Source organism: Hymenobacter glaciei (assembly GCF_039539585.1).
Taxonomy (GTDB): Bacteria; Bacteroidota; Bacteroidia; order Cytophagales; family Hymenobacteraceae; genus Hymenobacter; species Hymenobacter glaciei.
The window spans coordinates 172,678-189,436 of the sequence record NZ_BAABDK010000021.1 but is presented as its reverse complement, the minus strand read 5'-3'; the positions used below and the strand labels follow the sequence as shown (position 1 = coordinate 189,436).

At 54.7% G+C, this 16,759-nt stretch carries 16 protein-coding genes; 8 read left to right on the top strand and 8 right to left on the bottom strand.

Going from position 1 to position 16,759, the window contains the following annotated elements; all coding sequences use genetic code 11:
* Positions 1-95 precede the first annotated feature (95 nt).
* Entirely contained in the window at positions 96-1,493 is a 1,398-nt protein-coding gene (glmM, locus tag ABD837_RS13835) for a phosphoglucosamine mutase (RefSeq protein ID WP_345055528.1), read from the bottom strand.
* Positions 1,494-1,567: 74 nt separating this feature from the next.
* On the opposite strand from glmM, the gene mazG reads away from it, so the two are divergent.
* From mazG to ABD837_RS13795, 8 genes are all read left to right on the top strand, one after another.
* The gene (gene mazG, locus ABD837_RS13830; RefSeq protein ID WP_345055525.1) at positions 1,568-2,425 is read left to right on the top strand and encodes a nucleoside triphosphate pyrophosphohydrolase; all 858 of its coding nucleotides are present in this window, start codon (positions 1,568-1,570) and stop codon (positions 2,423-2,425) included.
* Positions 2,426-2,693: 268 nt separating this feature from the next.
* On the top strand, positions 2,694-3,581 hold the full coding sequence (locus ABD837_RS13825; RefSeq protein WP_425554346.1) for a MotA/TolQ/ExbB proton channel family protein: 888 nt from the start codon (positions 2,694-2,696) through the stop codon (positions 3,579-3,581).
* A gap of 85 nt (positions 3,582-3,666) precedes the next feature.
* Positions 3,667-4,299, top strand: a complete 633-nt coding sequence (locus ABD837_RS13820; protein ID WP_345055523.1) for an ExbD/TolR family protein — start codon at positions 3,667-3,669, stop codon at positions 4,297-4,299.
* A gap of 57 nt (positions 4,300-4,356) precedes the next feature.
* Entirely contained in the window at positions 4,357-4,893 is a 537-nt protein-coding gene (locus ABD837_RS13815; protein WP_345055521.1) for an ExbD/TolR family protein, read from the top strand.
* Positions 4,890-5,717, top strand: a complete 828-nt coding sequence (locus tag ABD837_RS13810; RefSeq protein ID WP_345055519.1) for an energy transducer TonB — start codon at positions 4,890-4,892, stop codon at positions 5,715-5,717. The genes ABD837_RS13815 and ABD837_RS13810 overlap by 4 nt, the downstream gene beginning before the upstream one ends.
* Positions 5,718-6,050: 333 nt before the next feature.
* Entirely contained in the window at positions 6,051-6,323 is a 273-nt protein-coding gene (locus ABD837_RS13805) for a hypothetical protein (RefSeq protein WP_345055517.1), read from the top strand.
* The gene (locus ABD837_RS13800) at positions 6,313-7,311 is read left to right on the top strand and encodes a PstS family phosphate ABC transporter substrate-binding protein (protein ID WP_345055515.1); all 999 of its coding nucleotides are present in this window, start codon (positions 6,313-6,315) and stop codon (positions 7,309-7,311) included. The genes ABD837_RS13805 and ABD837_RS13800 overlap by 11 nt, the downstream gene beginning before the upstream one ends.
* Positions 7,312-7,366: 55 nt before the next feature.
* Positions 7,367-9,001, top strand: a complete 1,635-nt coding sequence (locus tag ABD837_RS13795) for a tetratricopeptide repeat protein (protein ID WP_345055513.1) — start codon at positions 7,367-7,369, stop codon at positions 8,999-9,001.
* 135 nt (positions 9,002-9,136) lie between these two features.
* Here ABD837_RS13795 and ABD837_RS13790 read toward each other — a convergent pair whose 3' ends face one another.
* From ABD837_RS13790 to ABD837_RS13760, 7 genes are all read right to left on the bottom strand, one after another.
* On the bottom strand, positions 9,137-10,192 hold the full coding sequence (locus ABD837_RS13790; RefSeq protein WP_345055511.1) for an RluA family pseudouridine synthase: 1,056 nt from the start codon (positions 10,190-10,192) through the stop codon (positions 9,137-9,139).
* 75 nt (positions 10,193-10,267) lie between these two features.
* On the bottom strand, positions 10,268-10,915 hold the full coding sequence (locus tag ABD837_RS13785; RefSeq protein WP_425554345.1) for an OmpH/Skp family outer membrane protein: 648 nt from the start codon (positions 10,913-10,915) through the stop codon (positions 10,268-10,270).
* A 41-nt stretch (positions 10,916-10,956) separates the two neighbouring features.
* Positions 10,957-11,634, bottom strand: coding sequence for an OmpH/Skp family outer membrane protein (locus ABD837_RS13780; RefSeq protein ID WP_345055506.1), 678 nt, complete (start codon positions 11,632-11,634; stop codon positions 10,957-10,959).
* 38 nt (positions 11,635-11,672) lie between these two features.
* Entirely contained in the window at positions 11,673-14,174 is a 2,502-nt protein-coding gene (bamA, locus tag ABD837_RS13775; RefSeq protein WP_345055504.1) for an outer membrane protein assembly factor BamA, read from the bottom strand.
* Between the two features lie 18 nt (positions 14,175-14,192).
* Entirely contained in the window at positions 14,193-14,939 is a 747-nt protein-coding gene (gene uppS, locus ABD837_RS13770) for an undecaprenyl pyrophosphate synthase (RefSeq protein ID WP_345055502.1), read from the bottom strand.
* A gap of 128 nt (positions 14,940-15,067) precedes the next feature.
* Complete coding sequence (gene porG / locus ABD837_RS13765; RefSeq protein WP_345055500.1) at positions 15,068-15,817, bottom strand: type IX secretion system protein PorG; 750 nt, start codon at positions 15,815-15,817, stop codon at positions 15,068-15,070.
* A 52-nt stretch (positions 15,818-15,869) separates the two neighbouring features.
* A complete protein-coding gene (locus ABD837_RS13760) occupies positions 15,870-16,757 on the bottom strand; it encodes a DUF6089 family protein (RefSeq protein ID WP_345055497.1) in 888 nt (295 codons plus the stop codon).
* Positions 16,758-16,759: the final 2 nt, after the last annotated feature.

Sequence of the window (16,759 nt, the reverse complement as noted above, 5' to 3'; positions counted from 1 at the left end):
CGTGGGTGCACCCGGCTTCTTCGGAATTAACACGACACAAACTTCGCACCTGCGGCCTAAACTAACCGCCTTTCAGCGCGTAAGCTGCTGCACCGTTAAGCCTTCACCGATATAATCTCCTTGATATCCCCAATGATTTTTTGGGCCAGGTAATCAGCCGTCGCATTGGAATCGGATTCGGCGTAGATGCGAATGATGGGCTCGGTGTTGGACTTGCGCAAATGCACCCACTCCTTGTCGAACTCAATCTTCACACCGTCTATCGTATTCACGGGCTGCTTGGCGTAGCGCTGCTCCATCTTGGCTAGCACATCGTCGGTGTTGATTTCCGGCGTCAGCTCAATCTTATTCTTTGAGATGAAGTAGCTCGGGTACGAGTTGCGCAGGCGGCTCACCGTGAGACCAGTTTTGGCGAGGTGCGTCAGGAATAGGGCAATGCCCACCAAGGCGTCGCGGCCGTAGTGCAGTTCGGGGTAGATGATGCCACCGTTGCCTTCTCCACCAATCACGGCGTTGGTTTCCTTCATCTTGGTCACCACGTTCACCTCGCCCACAGCAGCGGCGGCGTACTGGCCGCCGGCCTTTTCGGTTACGTCGCGCAGAGCACGGGTGCTGCTCAGGTTGCTTACTGTATTGCCGCCGCCCAGCGATTTCAGCACATAATCGGCCACTGCCACCAGCGTGTACTCTTCGCCGAACATCTCGCCGTTTTCGCTCACTAGCGCTAAGCGGTCCACGTCGGGGTCCACCACAATGCCGAGGTCGAAACCGCCTTTCTCCAGCACCTTGGCAATGTCGCGCAGGTGCTCTGGCAGGGGCTCGGGGTTGTGGGCAAAGTCACCGGTGGGCTCGCAATGCAGCTTCTCAATCGTTATTACGCCCAACGCCTCCAGCAGCTGCGGCACGGCAAAGCCGCCCGACGAGTTCACGGCATCTACCACCACCCGGAAATTGCGGGCTTTAATAGCCTCCACATCCACCAACGGCAGCGCCAAAATGGCCCTGATGTGCTTCTTCAGGAACGTGGTATCGGTCGTATAGTGACCCAGTTTAGTTACAGGCGCAAAATCGAAGTCCTCGCTTTCAGCCGATGCCAGCACCTGCTGCCCGTCAGCTTCCGAGATAAATTCACCGGTGGCGTTCAGCAGCTTGAGTGCATTCCATTGCTTGGGGTTGTGCGAAGCCGTGAGAATGATGCCCCCAGCCGCCTTCTTGGCGGGTACCGCCATTTCTACGGTAGGTGTGGTGCTCAGGCCGAGGTCGCATACATCGAGGCCGAGGCCTTGCAAAGTGGCAGCCACCAGGCGGCTCACCATGTCGCCCGAAAGGCGGGCGTCGCGCCCAATCACAATCAGCTTGCTGTCGGTGTTTTGAGTTTTTACCCACGTACCGTAAGCGGCGGCGTATTTCACCACGTCGAGGGGCGTAAGGCCTTGGCCGACGGGGCCGCCAATGGTACCACGAATGCCGGAGATAGATTTTATTAGAGTCACGGAGGTCTGTTTTTGAAAGGCCAAAATTAGGCATTCCCTAGCGGTTGGCGACGCACCGTTTTATCTTTGGAACAATGGAAAAATCAGAATCTACTTCTACGGCTCTGCTTAGCGGCGACCGCCGCCCTACGCAGCTCGAAGCATTCGGCCGTCTGCTCGACGTGCTCAATCGCCTCCGGGCCGAATGCCCCTGGGATAAAAAGCAGACTTTGCAAACGCTGAGGCACCTTACTATCGAGGAAACCTATGAAATCAGCGATGCCATTCTGCGCGACGACCTGCCCGACCTAAAGAAGGAGCTTGGCGACGTGATGCTCCACCTTATTTTCTATGCCCGCATCGCTGCCGAAAAAGGCGCGTTCGACATTGCTGATGTGCTCAATACCCAGTGCGAAAAGCTTATCTACCGCCATCCACATATTTATGGCGACGTGCAGGCTGACGACGAAGACACCGTAAAACGCAACTGGGAGCAGCTCAAGCTCGCGGAAAAAGGCAATACTACTGGGGTGCTTGGCGGCGTGCCCACCTCGTTGCCAGCCCTCGTCAAAGCCATGCGCATTCAGGAAAAAGCCCGGGGTGCGGGCTTTGATTGGGAGCAGCCCGAGCAGGTTTGGCAGAAAGTGCAGGAAGAATTATCTGAATTCGCTGACGAGTATAGCCACGGCGACCCGGCCCGCATGAACGCCGAAAAAGCCGCCGACGAGTACGGTGATTTACTCTTTTCCTTGGTCAATTTTGCGCGCTTCGCAGGCATCAATCCTGAAGAAGCACTAGAACGCACCAACCGCAAGTTTATCAGTCGGTTTCAGTATCTTGAATCGGCCGCTGCTGCTGCCAATCTGCGGCTAGCCGACCTGTCGCTGGCCCAGATGGATATGTATTGGGCAGAAGCCAAACGCAACCTAGCCCAACCCAACGCGGCTTTTTAGCGTTGGTCTATCTTCATCGGGCATTCATGGGCTTTTGCCGGCCGCGGGCAAGTTTTCTTTGGTCAGCCCGCGGTTTTTGGTTAGGTTTGCCAAGCTAAGATGGCCTGGTGAATAGTTTGGACTTCGGTAAGTGCCATTTTAATCCTCTTACTACGGGATTATCGATTGTTATTTTGCCGCGCTTCGCGCTTCTAACCGACCTTTTTGCTTTTTCTTTACCCACTCAATTCAACTACTTCACACAATAACCCCCAAACACTCCGGAACAATGGAACAGAAAAATGCCATGAACACGAGCCCACGGCCCGCCGCTACGGCCGCCAAAGCCGAAGCCCAAAGCAGCGGTGGCGCCTCGCTGTTCTCCGTGATAGTTATCATTCTGGCTTTTATCGTCAGTGTTATCGTTTATAAATTTGTTTTAGGTGACGGCAGCCACTTCCAAGGCGGCGACAATAAAAACAACCCCCTAGCCGGTGACTATCTCGGAATTGTATACAAAGGCGGTGTAATTGTGCCCGTACTGATGACGATGTTGCTGTGCGTGATTACATTCTCTATCGAACGCATGCTCACCATTGGCAAGGCCAAGGGTAGCAAGAGCATCGAATCTTTTGTGCGAATCGTCCGCCAGAAACTGAATGCCAACGACATTAACGGCGCTCTGGCTGCCTGCGACGCGCAGAAAGGCTCGGTTGCCAACGTGGTAAAAGCAGGCTTGCTGAAGTACAACGAAATGTCGCGTGAAACCAGCATGGGCACGGACCAGCGGGTACTCGCTATCCAGAAGGAAATCGAAGAGAGCACTGCTCTTGAACTGCCCATGCTGGAGAAGAACCTGGTTATCATCTCGACGTTGGCATCTATCGCCACGCTGACGGGTCTGCTCGGCACTGTATTCGGCATGATTAACGCCTTCGCCGCTCTGGCACAGGCTGGTAGCCCTGATGCAGTGGCACTGGCAAACGGTATTTCGGAAGCCCTGATTAATACGGCTCTCGGTATTGGTACTTCGGCTCTTGCCATTGTAGCCTACAACTATTTCACCAGCAAAATTGACGAGTTGACTTACAGCATCGACGAAGCTGGTTTCAGCATTATCCAGACCTTCGCCGGTCAGCATGGCAACAACGCAGGCCAGTCAGCTCGGACGGTTTAGTTCAGTTTTTCACTGATGCACTAAAATGCGGGGCTATTCGTTTAGGGAAACTGAACGAATAGCCCCCTTTTAACCCCACCTCGCAATGCCTAAAGTAAAACCGCACCGTACCTCGCCGTCGCTTGATATGACGCCGATGGTGGACCTGGCCTTCTTGCTGGTGACGTTCTTCATGCTCACCACCAAGTTTGCCCCCGAAGAGACGGTCGTAGTGGACACGCCATCGTCTACCTCGGAGTTTAAGCTACCCGAGAGCAACGTCATTACGCTCACTATCGACAACAAAAAGCGCGTGTTTTTTGGGGTTGATGACACCAAAACCAAGATTCAGGCCTTGCAGAAGGTGGCTGCTAAGTACGGCATCAACTTCACCGCGGCACAGGCCAAGGAGTTCGGCAACCTGCCCAACTTCGGCCTGCCCATCAATCAGCTTGGCTCTTACCTCAACGTAGAGAAAGAAGAACGCAAGCAGCTCAATGCGCAGCAGCCTGGCGTTCCTATCGATTCGCTCAACAATCAGCTGATTGACTGGGTACTGGAAGCCCGCAAGGCAAACCAGGCCCTTTTCAAGAAGCCTACTTACATCGCTATCAAAGGCGATGGCAATGCCGACGTACCAACCGTGCAAGCGGTTATCAAGCTATTGCAGGAACGCGATATCAACCGTTTCAACCTCATCACGGACTTGGAGAATAAGCCTGTTGCCGCCGCTCGCTAAATCCTAGCCGGCTGCGCAAGCAGGTTATTTCTTCGTCCATTCACATCAATAAATCCCATGGCAGAAATTCAAGGAAAAGCCGACTCCGGTGGGAAAGGTGGGAAGAAGCGGGCCAAAAAAATGTCGACTAAAATCGACATGACACCGATGGTGGACTTGGCCTTTCTACTGCTTACCTTCTTTATGCTGACCACCACCTTCGCCAAGCCCAACGTGATGCAGCTCACGATGCCGGTAAAGAAAACTGACGACGTAGAGGACACCAAAATCAAAAACTCGCAGGCCATGACCATCCTGCTGGGCAAGGACAACAAGGCGTATTATTACTACGGCATGAACACGCCGGCCGACAAAACGGTACCGAAGCCGGAATTGAAGGTGACGAATTATTCGGCCAGTGGCATTCGTCAGGTTATCATGACCCGTCAGCGCCAGCAGCCGGAACCCATTATCCTTATCAAAGCAACTGAAGGCGCCAAGTATAAAAACATGGTGGACATTCTGGACGAGATGAACATCACGAACCAGAAGAAGTATGCGTTGGTGAAGATTCCGCAAGTAGACATGGACCTTATTAAAGAATCCGCCTTATGATGGATAACTCGCAAATCGCCAAGGCCAGCTTAAACGACATCGTTTTTGAAGGCCGCAACAAGGCCTACGGAGCCTACGTGCTGCGTCGTTTGTACCAGCGGCACGTCACGCGGGCTTTGATTATTGCCACGGCGGTGTTCTTGCTACTGATTGCGTTTCCGCTCATTTCGCAGTTTCTGAAAGACCGGCTGCCGAAAGAGCCGAAGAAGAATCTGCAGGAAAACGTGCTGATGGATGCTCCGCCCTTGGACGATACCAAGCCCCCGCCCCCCCCGCCGCCCCCCGAGGCTCCACCACCCCCACCCCCCAAACTAACCACCATTAAGTTCACCCCTCCGGTGGTGAAAAAAGATGAGGAAGTGAAGAAGGAAGAGGTTCCGGACCAGGAGGAGTTGAAAGACAAGACCGTGGCTACCGTGACGGTGAAGGGCAACACTGACGCTCCTGACTTGACGGAACTCGCTGGCACCGGCGATAAGGTGGTCGAAGAAGTTGTTGAAAACAAGGTTTACACCTATGTTGAGCAAATGCCTGAATTGCCGAACGGCGGTGGCCAAGGTGCCATTGTAGCAGCCATTCAGAAGGCGGTGCGCTATCCTCCAATGGCGTTGCGCAACCAGGTTGAAGGCCGTATTTTCGCCAGTTTCACCGTGAACCCCCAGGGTGATGTAACGGACGTGAAAGTGGTAAAAGGCCTGGGTTCAGGCTTGGATGAGGAAACCATCCGCGCCATCAAAACACTCCCCAAATTTCGCCCTGGCAAGCAGAATGGTCGGGCAGTAAGCGTTTCGTTTACGGTGCCGATTACCTACAAAATCCAGTAATTGGCGTTGGCCTTGGCCAACTCTGCTCCACCCCGAATTGGGCTCCGCAGCCTGGTTCGGGGTGTTTTGCTTAGCCCTAGTCGACATTCCTCAAATTTTGGCAAAATGTGGCAAGGCCTCTGTGCTCCAACCTGTACTATATGCAGTAATTAGTGCGTTAGGCAATAACTTTTACCGTGATGAGACAAAGAGGTCGAAAATAGGCTTTTCATATACTATGAAACTCGCTCTTTTTTCCGCTCTTTTGCGCTCCCGTTGAGTAGCTGCTTTTAATCGAACATTTCAAAAGCATTTGCAGGTTTATGCCATCTTCCAATCAGCTTTTTTGCGTGTATGCTTAACCTTCCGACAACTGAAGAACGGCTTGGAAAGTCGCCTCAGCGTTTGGTGCGTTACTTTGTGTTGGTGATGGCCCTAGTGTATCTGGGAATCGGGGTGTGGCTGTTTTGGTCGGCGGGCAAGCCAATGAGTGGCGGCCTGCAGCAGTTGGGCACTACTGGCCGGCGGGTACTAGGAGGCGTATTTTTCCTGTATGGGTTGGTGCGGTTCGTCCGTGGCCACAAGGCAAACTTTCGCAAAAAAACCAATCTCAACGATGATGAATAAGCACTTCTCTGTTCTAGCAACGGGTTTGGCCGCACTGGTAGCCGGCACGCTGGGGGTAACATCCTGCGACGGCCCGGGCTCTCCGGGGGCGCAGGACACCCCTACTAGCGGTACGGTAGCCATAAGCGTTGATGAAACGTTCGCGCCCATCATGCAAGCCCAGGTGGATACTTTCGCCAAGCTGTATTCGAACGCGCATGTGCAGATGAGCTTCCAGCCGGAAGAGAATGTAATGCTTGACCTTATCAATGATAAGGTTAAAGTAGCAGTCGTATCGCGGGAGCTTAGTATAGCAGAGCAAGCCGAATTCGTCAAGCAAACTATTGTGCCCCGCACGACGCGCATTGGCATCGATGGCTTGGCCATCGTGCTCAACCGCGCCAATCCTGATTCGCTGCTAACGGTGGCGCAGCTGGCCGAGATTTTCACGGGCCGGACGGCAAACTGGTCGCAGGTGAGTGGCAAGAAGGGTCTGGCGGCCATCAATGTTGTTTTTGATGCCAACCGCAGCAGCACCACGCGCTTTGTGCTCGATTCTGTGACGCGTGGTACTGCACTAACAAAACGGGCATTCGCGGCTTCGTCGAATCCAGCGCTGCTCGACTATGTGGCCACGCACCCCAATGCCATTGGCGTAGTTGGCGTGAACTGGATTTCGGACCGCGACGACCCCACAGCCATGAAGTTTTTGAACAAGGTGCGGGTGGCTGGCATCACTTCCCGGCCCAACCCGACCACCAACGACTATATTCAGCCTTACCAAGCTTACTTGGCCGAAAAAACGCCCGAGCAACTGGCAGAGCACACTGAGTTGCAGAACTACCCGTTACGCCGCAGCCTGTACATCATCAGCCGGGAGGCCCGGGCGGGGTTAGGCACGGGGTTTGCATCCTTCGTGGCAGGCAAGAGTGGGCAGCTTATTTTTCAAAAATCAGGCTTGCTGCCCGCCCAAATACAGGCCCGCATCATCACTACGCCTAAACTGTAAGTGCGCTTGTCGCGTACCTTCTTTTCTTAGTTATTTTTCATTCTTCTCTTTTCCTATGAGTTTCAAGCCCTGGAAACAGCCGTTGCTCGCCGCCCTCGCCCTGATGGCCGGCACCACGGCGGCCACCGCCCAAAACATTCAAACGGCCCAACGCGACATTGAACTGGGCCGTTACAACGCTGCCCGCGCTGCTTTACGTCCCGGGGCCAGCCCCGAAACTGCTTTCGAGTTAGGCCGCTTGTATCAGATGCGCGATATGCCGGATTCGGCCGCGTTCTATTTCAACAAGGCTGCCGGAGCGTCGCCCTTTGGCCAAGTAGCGGCTGGCCGTGCGTTGCTGGCCAAAGGCCAGACCACAGCCGCGGAAGCCCAATTCGACGCGGCTACTAAAGCCACGAAGAATAAGGATGCCAAGGTGCTGACCATGATTGCGCAGGCCTATGGCGAAGCGGACAGCAAGGACATGGGCAAAGCCCAAACTTATATTGCCGCCGCCCAGACGGCCAATAAGAAGGACGAGCCTGCACTCATGGTTGCTCAGGGCGACATTTACCTGCACTCGGACAAGGGCGGTGGAGATGCAATGAGCAGCTTCGACCGTGCTATCACGGCTAACCCCAGCTACGCGCAGGCTTATTACAAAAAAGGCGTTTTGAACGTGCGCTCGCGCAACTTCAACGCGGCCCGCGAGTCGCTGACAAAAGCGGTTGACCTGGACCCCAGCTACGCTCCTGCTTACCGCGAGTTGGCCGATATGTATTACCTGGCTGGGCAGTACGATTTGGCTTTGAAAAGCATTCAGCAATACATGGGGCTGGCTGAGAAGTCGCCGGCTACTGATGCGCAGTATGCGGCTTTTCTCTACAAAAGCAAAAAGTATCCCGAAGCGCTGACGGAGGTAAATAAAGTGTTGGCAATTGAGCCCAACAATTTGACGATGAATCGCCTGCGTCCTTACTTGTTGTATGAGACCGGCGAGTTCAATGCTGCTGCGACGGCCATGGACCAGTACATGAAAATTGCGCCGGCTGACAAAATCATTCCCGAAGACTATTCGTACCAGGGCAAGATTCTAGTGCGTGCCGGCCGTTCTGAAGAAGGGCTCAACATTATTCAGAAGGCCATCAAAGCGCAGACTGACCCCGAGAAGGTGAAGGAGCTGCAACGTGACCTCGCGACGGCTTACGCGGCGAAGAAAGACTACACCAACGCTTCGCGCATCTACGCTCAACTGGCGAAAAACGGTGACCTCACCGACCAGTTCCGCTTGGCTACGGTGTACAGTGCCGGTAAGCAGTACACTCGTGCTGATAGTGTGTACAACATCATCAACATTGCCAAGCCTACTTACGCCCCGGCCTATTTGTCGCGTGGCAAGGCCAACTCGGGCCTCGACCCAGAAGCAAAGCAAGGATTGGCCAAGCCTTCGTACGAGAAATACATTGAATTATCGAAAGCGGAAGGTGCTGACCCAACCAAGTTCCGGGAGGGCCTGGTAGAGGCTTATGGTTACCTGGGCGTGTACAACTTCCAGAAAGGCGACAAAGCGGCTGCCAAGGCCAATTTTGAGCAAGTGTTGGCATTAGACCCAACTAACCAAGGTGCAAAGAATAACATCGACATTCTGAGCGCAAAGCCTAAGGTTGCTACGAAAAAAACGACCACGACAACCGTCAAGAAAAAGAAGTAGGGCTGTAGTGCGAATGCAAAGGCCCCGGCGCAATAGCGCCGGGGCCTTTTTTGTGGTAAGCTATTTGAGTGGCGAAATATTGGGTTATACCAATGCTTGCCTTCTGGCACACTGGCTGCAGTATGACATTGAAGCCTAATGGCTGGCCGCCCAAGTACGCCACAAGTCCAGTGCGGCCGCGAAGTCGATTGGCAATTCGGCTTCAAAGTATACACTCTCGCCCGATACTGGATGCACGAAGCCCAAGGAGCGGGCGTGTAAGGCTTGACGCGGCAGGAGTTGAAAAGCATGCTCGACTAGGTCGCGGTACGCCCCTGTATTCTGGCCGACACGGATGCGGTCGCCGCCATACGTAGCATCGGAGAAGAGTGGGTGGCCCAGGTACTGCATATGGGCCCGAATCTGGTGCGTACGGCCGGTTTCGAGTACGCAACGTACCAGCGTGACCGGACCAAAACTCTCTAATACTTCGTAGTGCGTCACGGCGTGCTTGCCTTGCTCGCCGTTGGGGTACACAGCCTGCACCTTCCGGTCGCGCAGGCTACGCCCAAGGTTGCCCCGAATGGTTCCGGAAGGGCCGGGAGGCGTGCCCCACACCAAGGCCAAATAACTGCGCTGAATGGTGTGGTGGAAAAACTGGTTGGACAGGTGCGTCATCGCGAACTCCGTTTTACCAATGACCAGCAAGCCCGAAGTATCCTTATCGATGCGATGCACGAGACCAGGCCGAACTTCACCATTGCGGCCCGTGGGCAAGTTAGCCAAGTGATGGGCCAATCCATTCACGAGCGTGCCTTGCCAGTGGCCGTAGGCCGGATGCACAACCAAACCAGCCGGTTTGTTCACAATGAGGAGCTCGGCATCTTCGTAACGGATGTCGAGGGGCATTTCCTCGGGCACCACTTTGCCTTCGCGCGGCGGCTCGGGCAGCGTAATAGTGATAGTGTCCTGGGGCTTGATGCGGTAGTTAGGCTTCACGGCTGCGCCGTTTACCTCCACCGCCGAGGCCCGAATGGCTTCCTGAATCTTGTTGCGCGAGGTGTTGCGCAGGCGGTGTTGCAGAAATTTATCGATGCGCAACAGTTCCTGCCCGCGGTCGACGACGATGCGGTGGTGCTCGTAAAGCTCGTCACCGCTGTCTTCATTATCAGGGTCAAGGAGGTCGTTATCATCCAGCGCGGAATCAAGCATAGGGAATTGGGTATGGGCACGAAAAAAAGCCGAAGCAGCTGCTCCGGCTTTTCGGTAATCGGGCAGCGGGGCTGCTTATTTCTTGGTTTTTACTTTGGTCTTGTTTACACCGGGAGCAGTCGGAGCCGAGGCGGGCGCGCTGGACGAAGCCGGACCCGACTTTACGGGAACAGCAGCACCAGGCGTAATGCCCATTTTCTTCAGCACGAGGTCCGAAATGTCACCTTCCTTCGGCGCGTGCAGCAACAGCGGGCTACCGCCACCGTCGGAGTTGAACACATAGGTGAAACCGTTCTCGGTGGCTACTAAGTCAATGTTCTTTTGCAGCTTATCGAGAGCTGGCTTCAGCAGGGTTTGCTGCTTCTGCTGCAGCGACTGCTGGGCGCTCTGCTGGAACTCTTGGATGGACTGCTGCAGGCCCTGAAGCTCCTTTTCCTTATCGGCTTTCACCACATCGGTCATGGTGCCAGCCGCCTTCTGGTAGGCTTCGCCTTTGCTTTGGTACTCAGCATACTTGCTTTTCAGCTGGGCCTCAAGCTGCGAGTTGTAGGTTTTCAGCTCCGATTCAATCTGCTTGCTTTCGGGCATCTGGGCCAGTACGTACTGGACATCGGTGTAGCCAATTTTCAGGGGGGCCTGGGCCTGCGCGGAAGTAGCGGCCAAGGTTCCGGCGGTCAGCAGAACGGCGGCGAGCGTCAGACGAAAAATTTTCACGAGATTCATCAAAAAGAAAAAGGGTCAGAAAAATGTTGGGGCAAAGGTAATTACTTCTTGCGGGCCGGGCGCGTTGGCTTGGCTGCTTTGGTTTTAGCCGCCGGCTCGGGTGTACCCGAGTCCGATTCAAAGTTGGGGTCAACCGGCGTTTTGGGAGGCGCTACGGTTTTTACTGCGCCTTTGGGACCGGGCTGGTTGCGGTCTTCGGCGCCCAAGCCCAACTCTTCGAGCACAAACTCGGTGTAGTCGTGCGCGGGATTGGTATAGAGCATGGTGAGGTCGCCGGACTTATCAAAAATAACAGCCAGTGACTTCTTTTTGGCTATTTTTTCCACCGCTTCGAACACCTTGTCCTGCACCGGCTTGTTTAACTCTTGGCGCTTCTTGAACAACTGGCCTTCGTAACCGAACTGCTTGTTGCGGTAGGCTTTCAACTCCTGCTCCTTCAGCAGAATTTCGTCCTGCCGCTTTTTCTTCATGGCTTCCGTCAGCACAATTTCCTCGTTCTGATAGTTCCGATGGAGCTTGTCGAGGTCCTTTTGTTGCACCTCAATTTCTTTCTGCCAGGTGTCCGACAGCAGCGCAAGCTCCTGCTGGGCTTTGGCGTACTCGGGCATTTTGGCCATGATGAATTCCGAATCAACCCATCCAAATTTCTGCGCCTGGGCCACGCCGGACCCGCTCAGCAGCAATGCGACGGCCAGTAGCAGGCCACGAAAGTTCTTCATACGAGGCAAAACGTGAAATCCGGGCGCATAGTGTCCGGCTAGCGAATTTGCTGGCCGATGATGAAGTGGAAGTGGTTCGGGTCCTGGTTCGCAGTGGTACCCGAAATAGGCACCACCGAATCGAAACCATGGCCATAATCGAAGCCCAGCAAGCCAAAGGCTGACATAAAGACCCGGGCTCCTACCCCAGCCGAGCGGTAGAGTTTGTAAGGATTGTAGTTCTGGTACGAGTCGAAGGCATTGCCGGCTTCGGCAAAGGCCAGCACGTACACCGTCGCGGCCGGGTTCAGGCTCACAGGATAGCGCATTTCCAGCACGTACTTGTTGAAAGCAATACCACCGGCCTGTTGGCCTTGCGCCGTCGGAATGGCGTAGGCCTGGCCCGGGTCGTCGTAGCCGCGCAGGCCCACGTAGTCGGTGCCTACTAAGTAGTTGCCGCCACCGTTGTAGCCCAGACCAGCCCCGCCCATTTTAAAGCGTTCGAACGGCCCAATCTGACGGTTAGAATTGTAGGTGCCCAAGAAACCAAAGTGTGCACGGGTGTTCAACACCAGCTTGCCCACAATGGGCGTAAACCACGAAGCATCGAACATCCATTTGTGGAATTCAATCCACTGGTTGTTGCTAGGGTGTTCAGGGTTGAGGAGCGAATACGGAGGCGTCAGGCTCAAGCTAAGGCTCAGCGACGAACCCCGGCGCGTGTAGGTTGGGTTGTCGATGCTGTTGCGGGCCAGGGTCGTATTCAAGGTAATGTTATTGAATGTACCTGACTGAGCACCCGGAATTACCGGGTAGTTCTGCGTTTGATACTGGCTATATGATAACGAGTTACTTAGCGTGAAGTAGTCATCCGGTACGCGCAACTGACGGCCCAAACCTACGGTGGCGCTGTTTACCTTGATGAATTGGTCTGAAGCGGCATCGAGGGCGGCGCCCGTACGCTGCACGCTGTGGTTGAGGCTGAACGAGAACGAATTTGGCCGGCGGCCGCCCAGCCACGGCTCAGTGAAGGAGAGCGAATAAGCCTGGTATTGCACGCCGTTGGCTTGCACGTTGAGCGACAGGCGCTGGCCGTCGCCCGCGGGCACCGGCGTCCAGTTGCGGAGGGAGCCGGCCTTGCGCAGCGAGAAGTTGTTGAACACGAGGCCCACCGTACCAATAAAGCCAGCGTAGCCACCCCAGCCACCCGACAGGGTTACTTGGTCAGAAGGCTTTTCTACTACCGTATAGTTGATGTCCACGGTACCATCGGCTTGGTTGGGCACCGGATTGATACCGATTTTTTCGGGGTCGAAGTAGCCCAGCGTGGCAATTTCGCGTTGCGAGCGAATCAACAGTTCGCGGTTGAACTTGTCGCCGGGCAGCGTGCGCAGGGTGCGGCGCAGCACGTGGTCGCTGGTCTTGGTATTGCCCGCAATGTTGATGTCTTTGATGTGGGCCTGCACACCCTCGCTCAGACGCATCTCAATGTCGATGGAATCGCCCTCTACCTTGGTTTCAACCGGGTCGATGGTGAAGAACAGGTAACCGTCGTTCAGGTACAGCGACGAAATATCCTGGCCCGTCGGGTTGTAGTTCAGGCGCTTATCCAGTATTTCCTTGCTGTAGGCGCTGCCAGGCTTGATGCCAAGTACGTTAGCCAGCGTTTTGTCATCGTAGAGGTAGTTACCGCTCCAGGTAATATGGCGGAAGTAATATTTAGGGCCTTCGTCTACTTTAATGTTTAATGCCAACCCTTTCTCGTCCCGAATGAGGGTATCGCTCACAATGGTGGCATCACGGTAGCCTTCGGCATTGTAGAATTCCAGCAGCTTCTTCTTGTCCTCCTCGTATTCGCTACGCTGGAACTTACCCGCCGTCAGGAATTTGTAGGGCTTGCGCTCCTTGGTTTTCTTGAACTTTCCGCGCAGCTTGCTGTCTTTGAAAGCTTTATTGCCCTCAAATGCAATGTCGTGTATACGCACCTTTGAGCCTTTATCCACGTCAATCCGCAGTGCGACGCTGTTCGACAACGACGAATCGGCTACTTGCACCACGTTCACTTTGGCATCGAGGTAGCCTTTGTTCACGAAGAACTTGCGAACCTGCGTGCGGGTGTTGTTCAGCAAGGCATCCGTTACCACCTTACCCCGAATGAGGGTAATTTTTTTGGTAATGTCTTCTTTCTGACCATTGCGCATGCCGGTGAAAGTAAACTTCGACAAGCGCGGCCGCTCCTTCAGGTTGTAATCAAGGAAAATCTTATTGCCTTCGATGCGGGCAATGGTTACGCTTACGTCGCCCAGAATTCCCTGAGCCCACAGCTTGCGAATGGATTTACCAATCTCCTCGCCCGGCACATTAATGGCATCGCCTACGCGCAGGCCGGTTAGGCCAATAAGCGTATTGGGGTCCAGATAGCGGGCACCGCTGACGGTGATGCCGCCGAGTTCGTACTTCTTGGGTTCGTCGCCACCTGTCTGCTGGGCTCGGGCCGCCGGAGCCAGCCACATTCCCAACATCATGAGCCCAAACACCCACTTTACAACTAAATTACGCACAATCAACATTACAAGAATTTAAGACACTGTGAGTTGCTCACTCGTTTTTCCAAAGCGGCGCTCCCGGCGCTGGTACGCCCGAATAGCTTCCTGGAAATGCTGACGGCGGAAATCCGGCCACAGCAAATCCGTAATATATAGTTCGGTGTAGGCCAGCTGCCACAACAAAAAGTTACTGATGCGCTGCTCACCGCTGGTGCGAATAAGTAGCTCGGGGTCGGGTATCCCCGCCGTGGCGAGGTAGCCCGAAAGAGATGCTTCATTCACCTCGGTTGGTTGCAAGCGACCGGCGGCTACATCAGTAGCCAGCCGCTGGGCAGCTTGCGTCAGGTCCCAGCGTCCACTGTAGCTCAGGGCTAGCACCAACGTCATGCGTGTGCCGTCCTTGGTAAGTTCCTTGGCTTCGGCCAACTCCCGCTGGCAGCTTGCCGGCAGGGTACTGATATCGCCAATGGATTGCAGCTTAATGCTGTTTTTGAGCAGCGTAGGCGTTTCCTGCCGGATAGTGTGCACCAGCAACTGCATCAGGGCCATTACCTCGAGGGCAGGGCGGTTCCAATTCTCGGTTGAGAAGGCGTAAAGCGTGAGGTATTTCACCCCCAATTCGGCGGCCTCCTCTACTGTTTCGCGCACAGACGTGATGGCGCTCTGGTGCCCGAATACCCGTAGGCCGCCCCGTTGCTTGGCCCACCGACCGTTGCCATCCATGATGACGGCTACGTGAGCCGGAATATTGCGCGTGTTGATTTCGGCCTTGCCGGTCATTTTTGCGGTTTCGCTAAAAGAGCCCGCAAGTTACGGAAATGGTTGCATACGGCCGGGCCTTCGCCCGTCGTGACCGCCAACGAGCGAGCGAAAGTCAATACATATCCGTTGTAATGTCCTACTGGCTGCTACTTGAGCAGTTCTTTATTTTTCTTGTAGGAATCCGGGCAATGGATTTTGTAGAAGGTATACGACAAGCTCAGCCCGTTGTAGTAGTACCAATCCTGGTCGTGCGGGTTCACTAAAAGCGGCGATTGGTCGCCGAGATGGTCCAGTTGGTCGGTGAGCGCCTTACGCGCCCCTATCTCTAAGCCCAAATTCCAGTGCTCAGAAAGAGCTAGCTTAGCTCCTACTCCTACCGGAATGGCAAAGCCAATCACCCCACCCTGGCGGTTCAATTCCCCCAAGCCGGCATTGCTGACAGTCTTCGTGTTAGCATAGAAAATAGCGAGTCCACCAAACAGATAAGGCGTAAAATGCACCTTATCGGTACGCCGATGGAAGTCGAGGAAGTTATACTCTACTATGGCGGAGGCTTCTGCCAGCCAACCCTTGGTATTGGCCTGGCGGTAGGCCTGCAGGGGGGGCACGGCACCATTCACGCCACTCACGTTGCCGTCGTCGGCCCGAAGCAGGCCCGCCGTGAGCCCGCCACGCAGGGTAATGGGCACTGAAACATCCTTGCGGTAAAAGGCTGTGAGAGCCGGACGGTTGTTTTGGAACTGGTAGCGGGGCGACAGTTCACCCCGGTAGTTAGTGGCGCCTAACCCTACACCAACCTCACTGGTGTTCTGGGCCTGAGCAGGGGCTATAAAAAGCACACTCCCCGCCTGCACGAAGCAAGCGAGGAGCGTCTTTTGAAAAGTCGAGTTCGTCATTTAGACTAATTGCTGACTGAATAAGTAAACCGAACCAGCCAGGTTCCGCCGCTTAGCGGAATTTGGGGTTCTTGATGCGGGGCGTCAAGATGTAGTTCAACGTTACACCCGTAACGATGTACCAGTCATCGCGGTTGGTGGTACCACGCTTGCTACCGGGAGAATTGAAGCCCGGAAACTTGTTACCTGGGTCGGCCAAGGTAATGCCACGACCGAAGTATTTAGCGTAGTCACCAACTAACGAAGCGTCAGGAGCATAATTGGTCGATACATCGTCCAAGTAGTCGGTGAACGTTTTGCGCCATCCGATTTCCAGGCTGGCATCGAAGTTCCGGTTGATGCGGTAACGAATACCACCACCGAAAGGAATCGAGAACTGGGTTTTGCTGTAAGCAGTGGCTTGTCCTTCAGTTTTCAGGTCCTGCAGGTCGACGTAGGTATCGTCTTTGTACAGGCCCTGTGGATTGTGGTGGAAGCCGGCAACACCACCAAACACGTAAGGCACAAAGTCCGGGCGCTTGAGGTAGTTGTTGCGGTTTTCAATCAGGTCGACTACGGCAACAGCCGAGGCCTCAAAAATATCGTTGCGGAACGTCATGTTGCGCTGACGGCGGAACAGAGCATCGGGGCTGCTTACACCCTGAGTTGCCAGTGCGTCGCTGCCCGTGATACGGCCATAAGCAAGAGCAAAACGGCCCGACAGGCGCGGATAGAAGCGGCGTGTAATGGAAACGCCAGCACCTAGGCGGGTGGCACCAAAACGGAAGCTGCTGAAGTTAGTAACGGGGACAACGTCACCGAAATAGTTCATTGCATTCAGGCTGAAGCCAACCGAGTTGTACTGCTTCCGCTTGCTGAATTGCTGCGCGTCTGCTTCGGTAGAGGCCACCAGAGCCAAGCCGAGAACAAACGCGGTGGAATAAGTGAAAATATTTTTCATAA

What these genes read in the sequence shown, in the direction of transcription:
- ABD837_RS13815 (WP_345055521.1), top strand. Translation starts at nt 4,357, where the DNA reads ATGGCAGAAATTCAAGGAAAAGCCGACTCCGGTGGGAAAGGTGGGAAG.
- porG (WP_345055500.1), bottom strand. Translation starts at nt 15,817, where the DNA reads ATGACGAACTCGACTTTTCAAAAGACGCTCCTCGCTTGCTTCGTGCAG.
- ABD837_RS13800 (WP_345055515.1), top strand. Translation starts at nt 6,313, where the DNA reads ATGATGAATAAGCACTTCTCTGTTCTAGCAACGGGTTTGGCCGCACTG.
- mazG (WP_345055525.1), top strand. Translation starts at nt 1,568, where the DNA reads ATGGAAAAATCAGAATCTACTTCTACGGCTCTGCTTAGCGGCGACCGC.
- ABD837_RS13820 (WP_345055523.1), top strand. Translation starts at nt 3,667, where the DNA reads ATGCCTAAAGTAAAACCGCACCGTACCTCGCCGTCGCTTGATATGACG.
- ABD837_RS13795 (WP_345055513.1), top strand. Translation starts at nt 7,367, where the DNA reads ATGAGTTTCAAGCCCTGGAAACAGCCGTTGCTCGCCGCCCTCGCCCTG.
- ABD837_RS13825 (WP_425554346.1), top strand. Translation starts at nt 2,694, where the DNA reads ATGGAACAGAAAAATGCCATGAACACGAGCCCACGGCCCGCCGCTACG.
- ABD837_RS13805 (WP_345055517.1), top strand. Translation starts at nt 6,051, where the DNA reads ATGCTTAACCTTCCGACAACTGAAGAACGGCTTGGAAAGTCGCCTCAG.
- ABD837_RS13760 (WP_345055497.1), bottom strand. Translation starts at nt 16,757, where the DNA reads ATGAAAAATATTTTCACTTATTCCACCGCGTTTGTTCTCGGCTTGGCT.
- ABD837_RS13810 (WP_345055519.1), top strand. Translation starts at nt 4,890, where the DNA reads ATGATGGATAACTCGCAAATCGCCAAGGCCAGCTTAAACGACATCGTT.
- ABD837_RS13785 (WP_425554345.1), bottom strand. Translation starts at nt 10,915, where the DNA reads ATGAATCTCGTGAAAATTTTTCGTCTGACGCTCGCCGCCGTTCTGCTG.
- ABD837_RS13780 (WP_345055506.1), bottom strand. Translation starts at nt 11,634, where the DNA reads ATGAAGAACTTTCGTGGCCTGCTACTGGCCGTCGCATTGCTGCTGAGC.
- uppS (WP_345055502.1), bottom strand. Translation starts at nt 14,939, where the DNA reads ATGACCGGCAAGGCCGAAATCAACACGCGCAATATTCCGGCTCACGTA.
- ABD837_RS13790 (WP_345055511.1), bottom strand. Translation starts at nt 10,192, where the DNA reads ATGCTTGATTCCGCGCTGGATGATAACGACCTCCTTGACCCTGATAAT.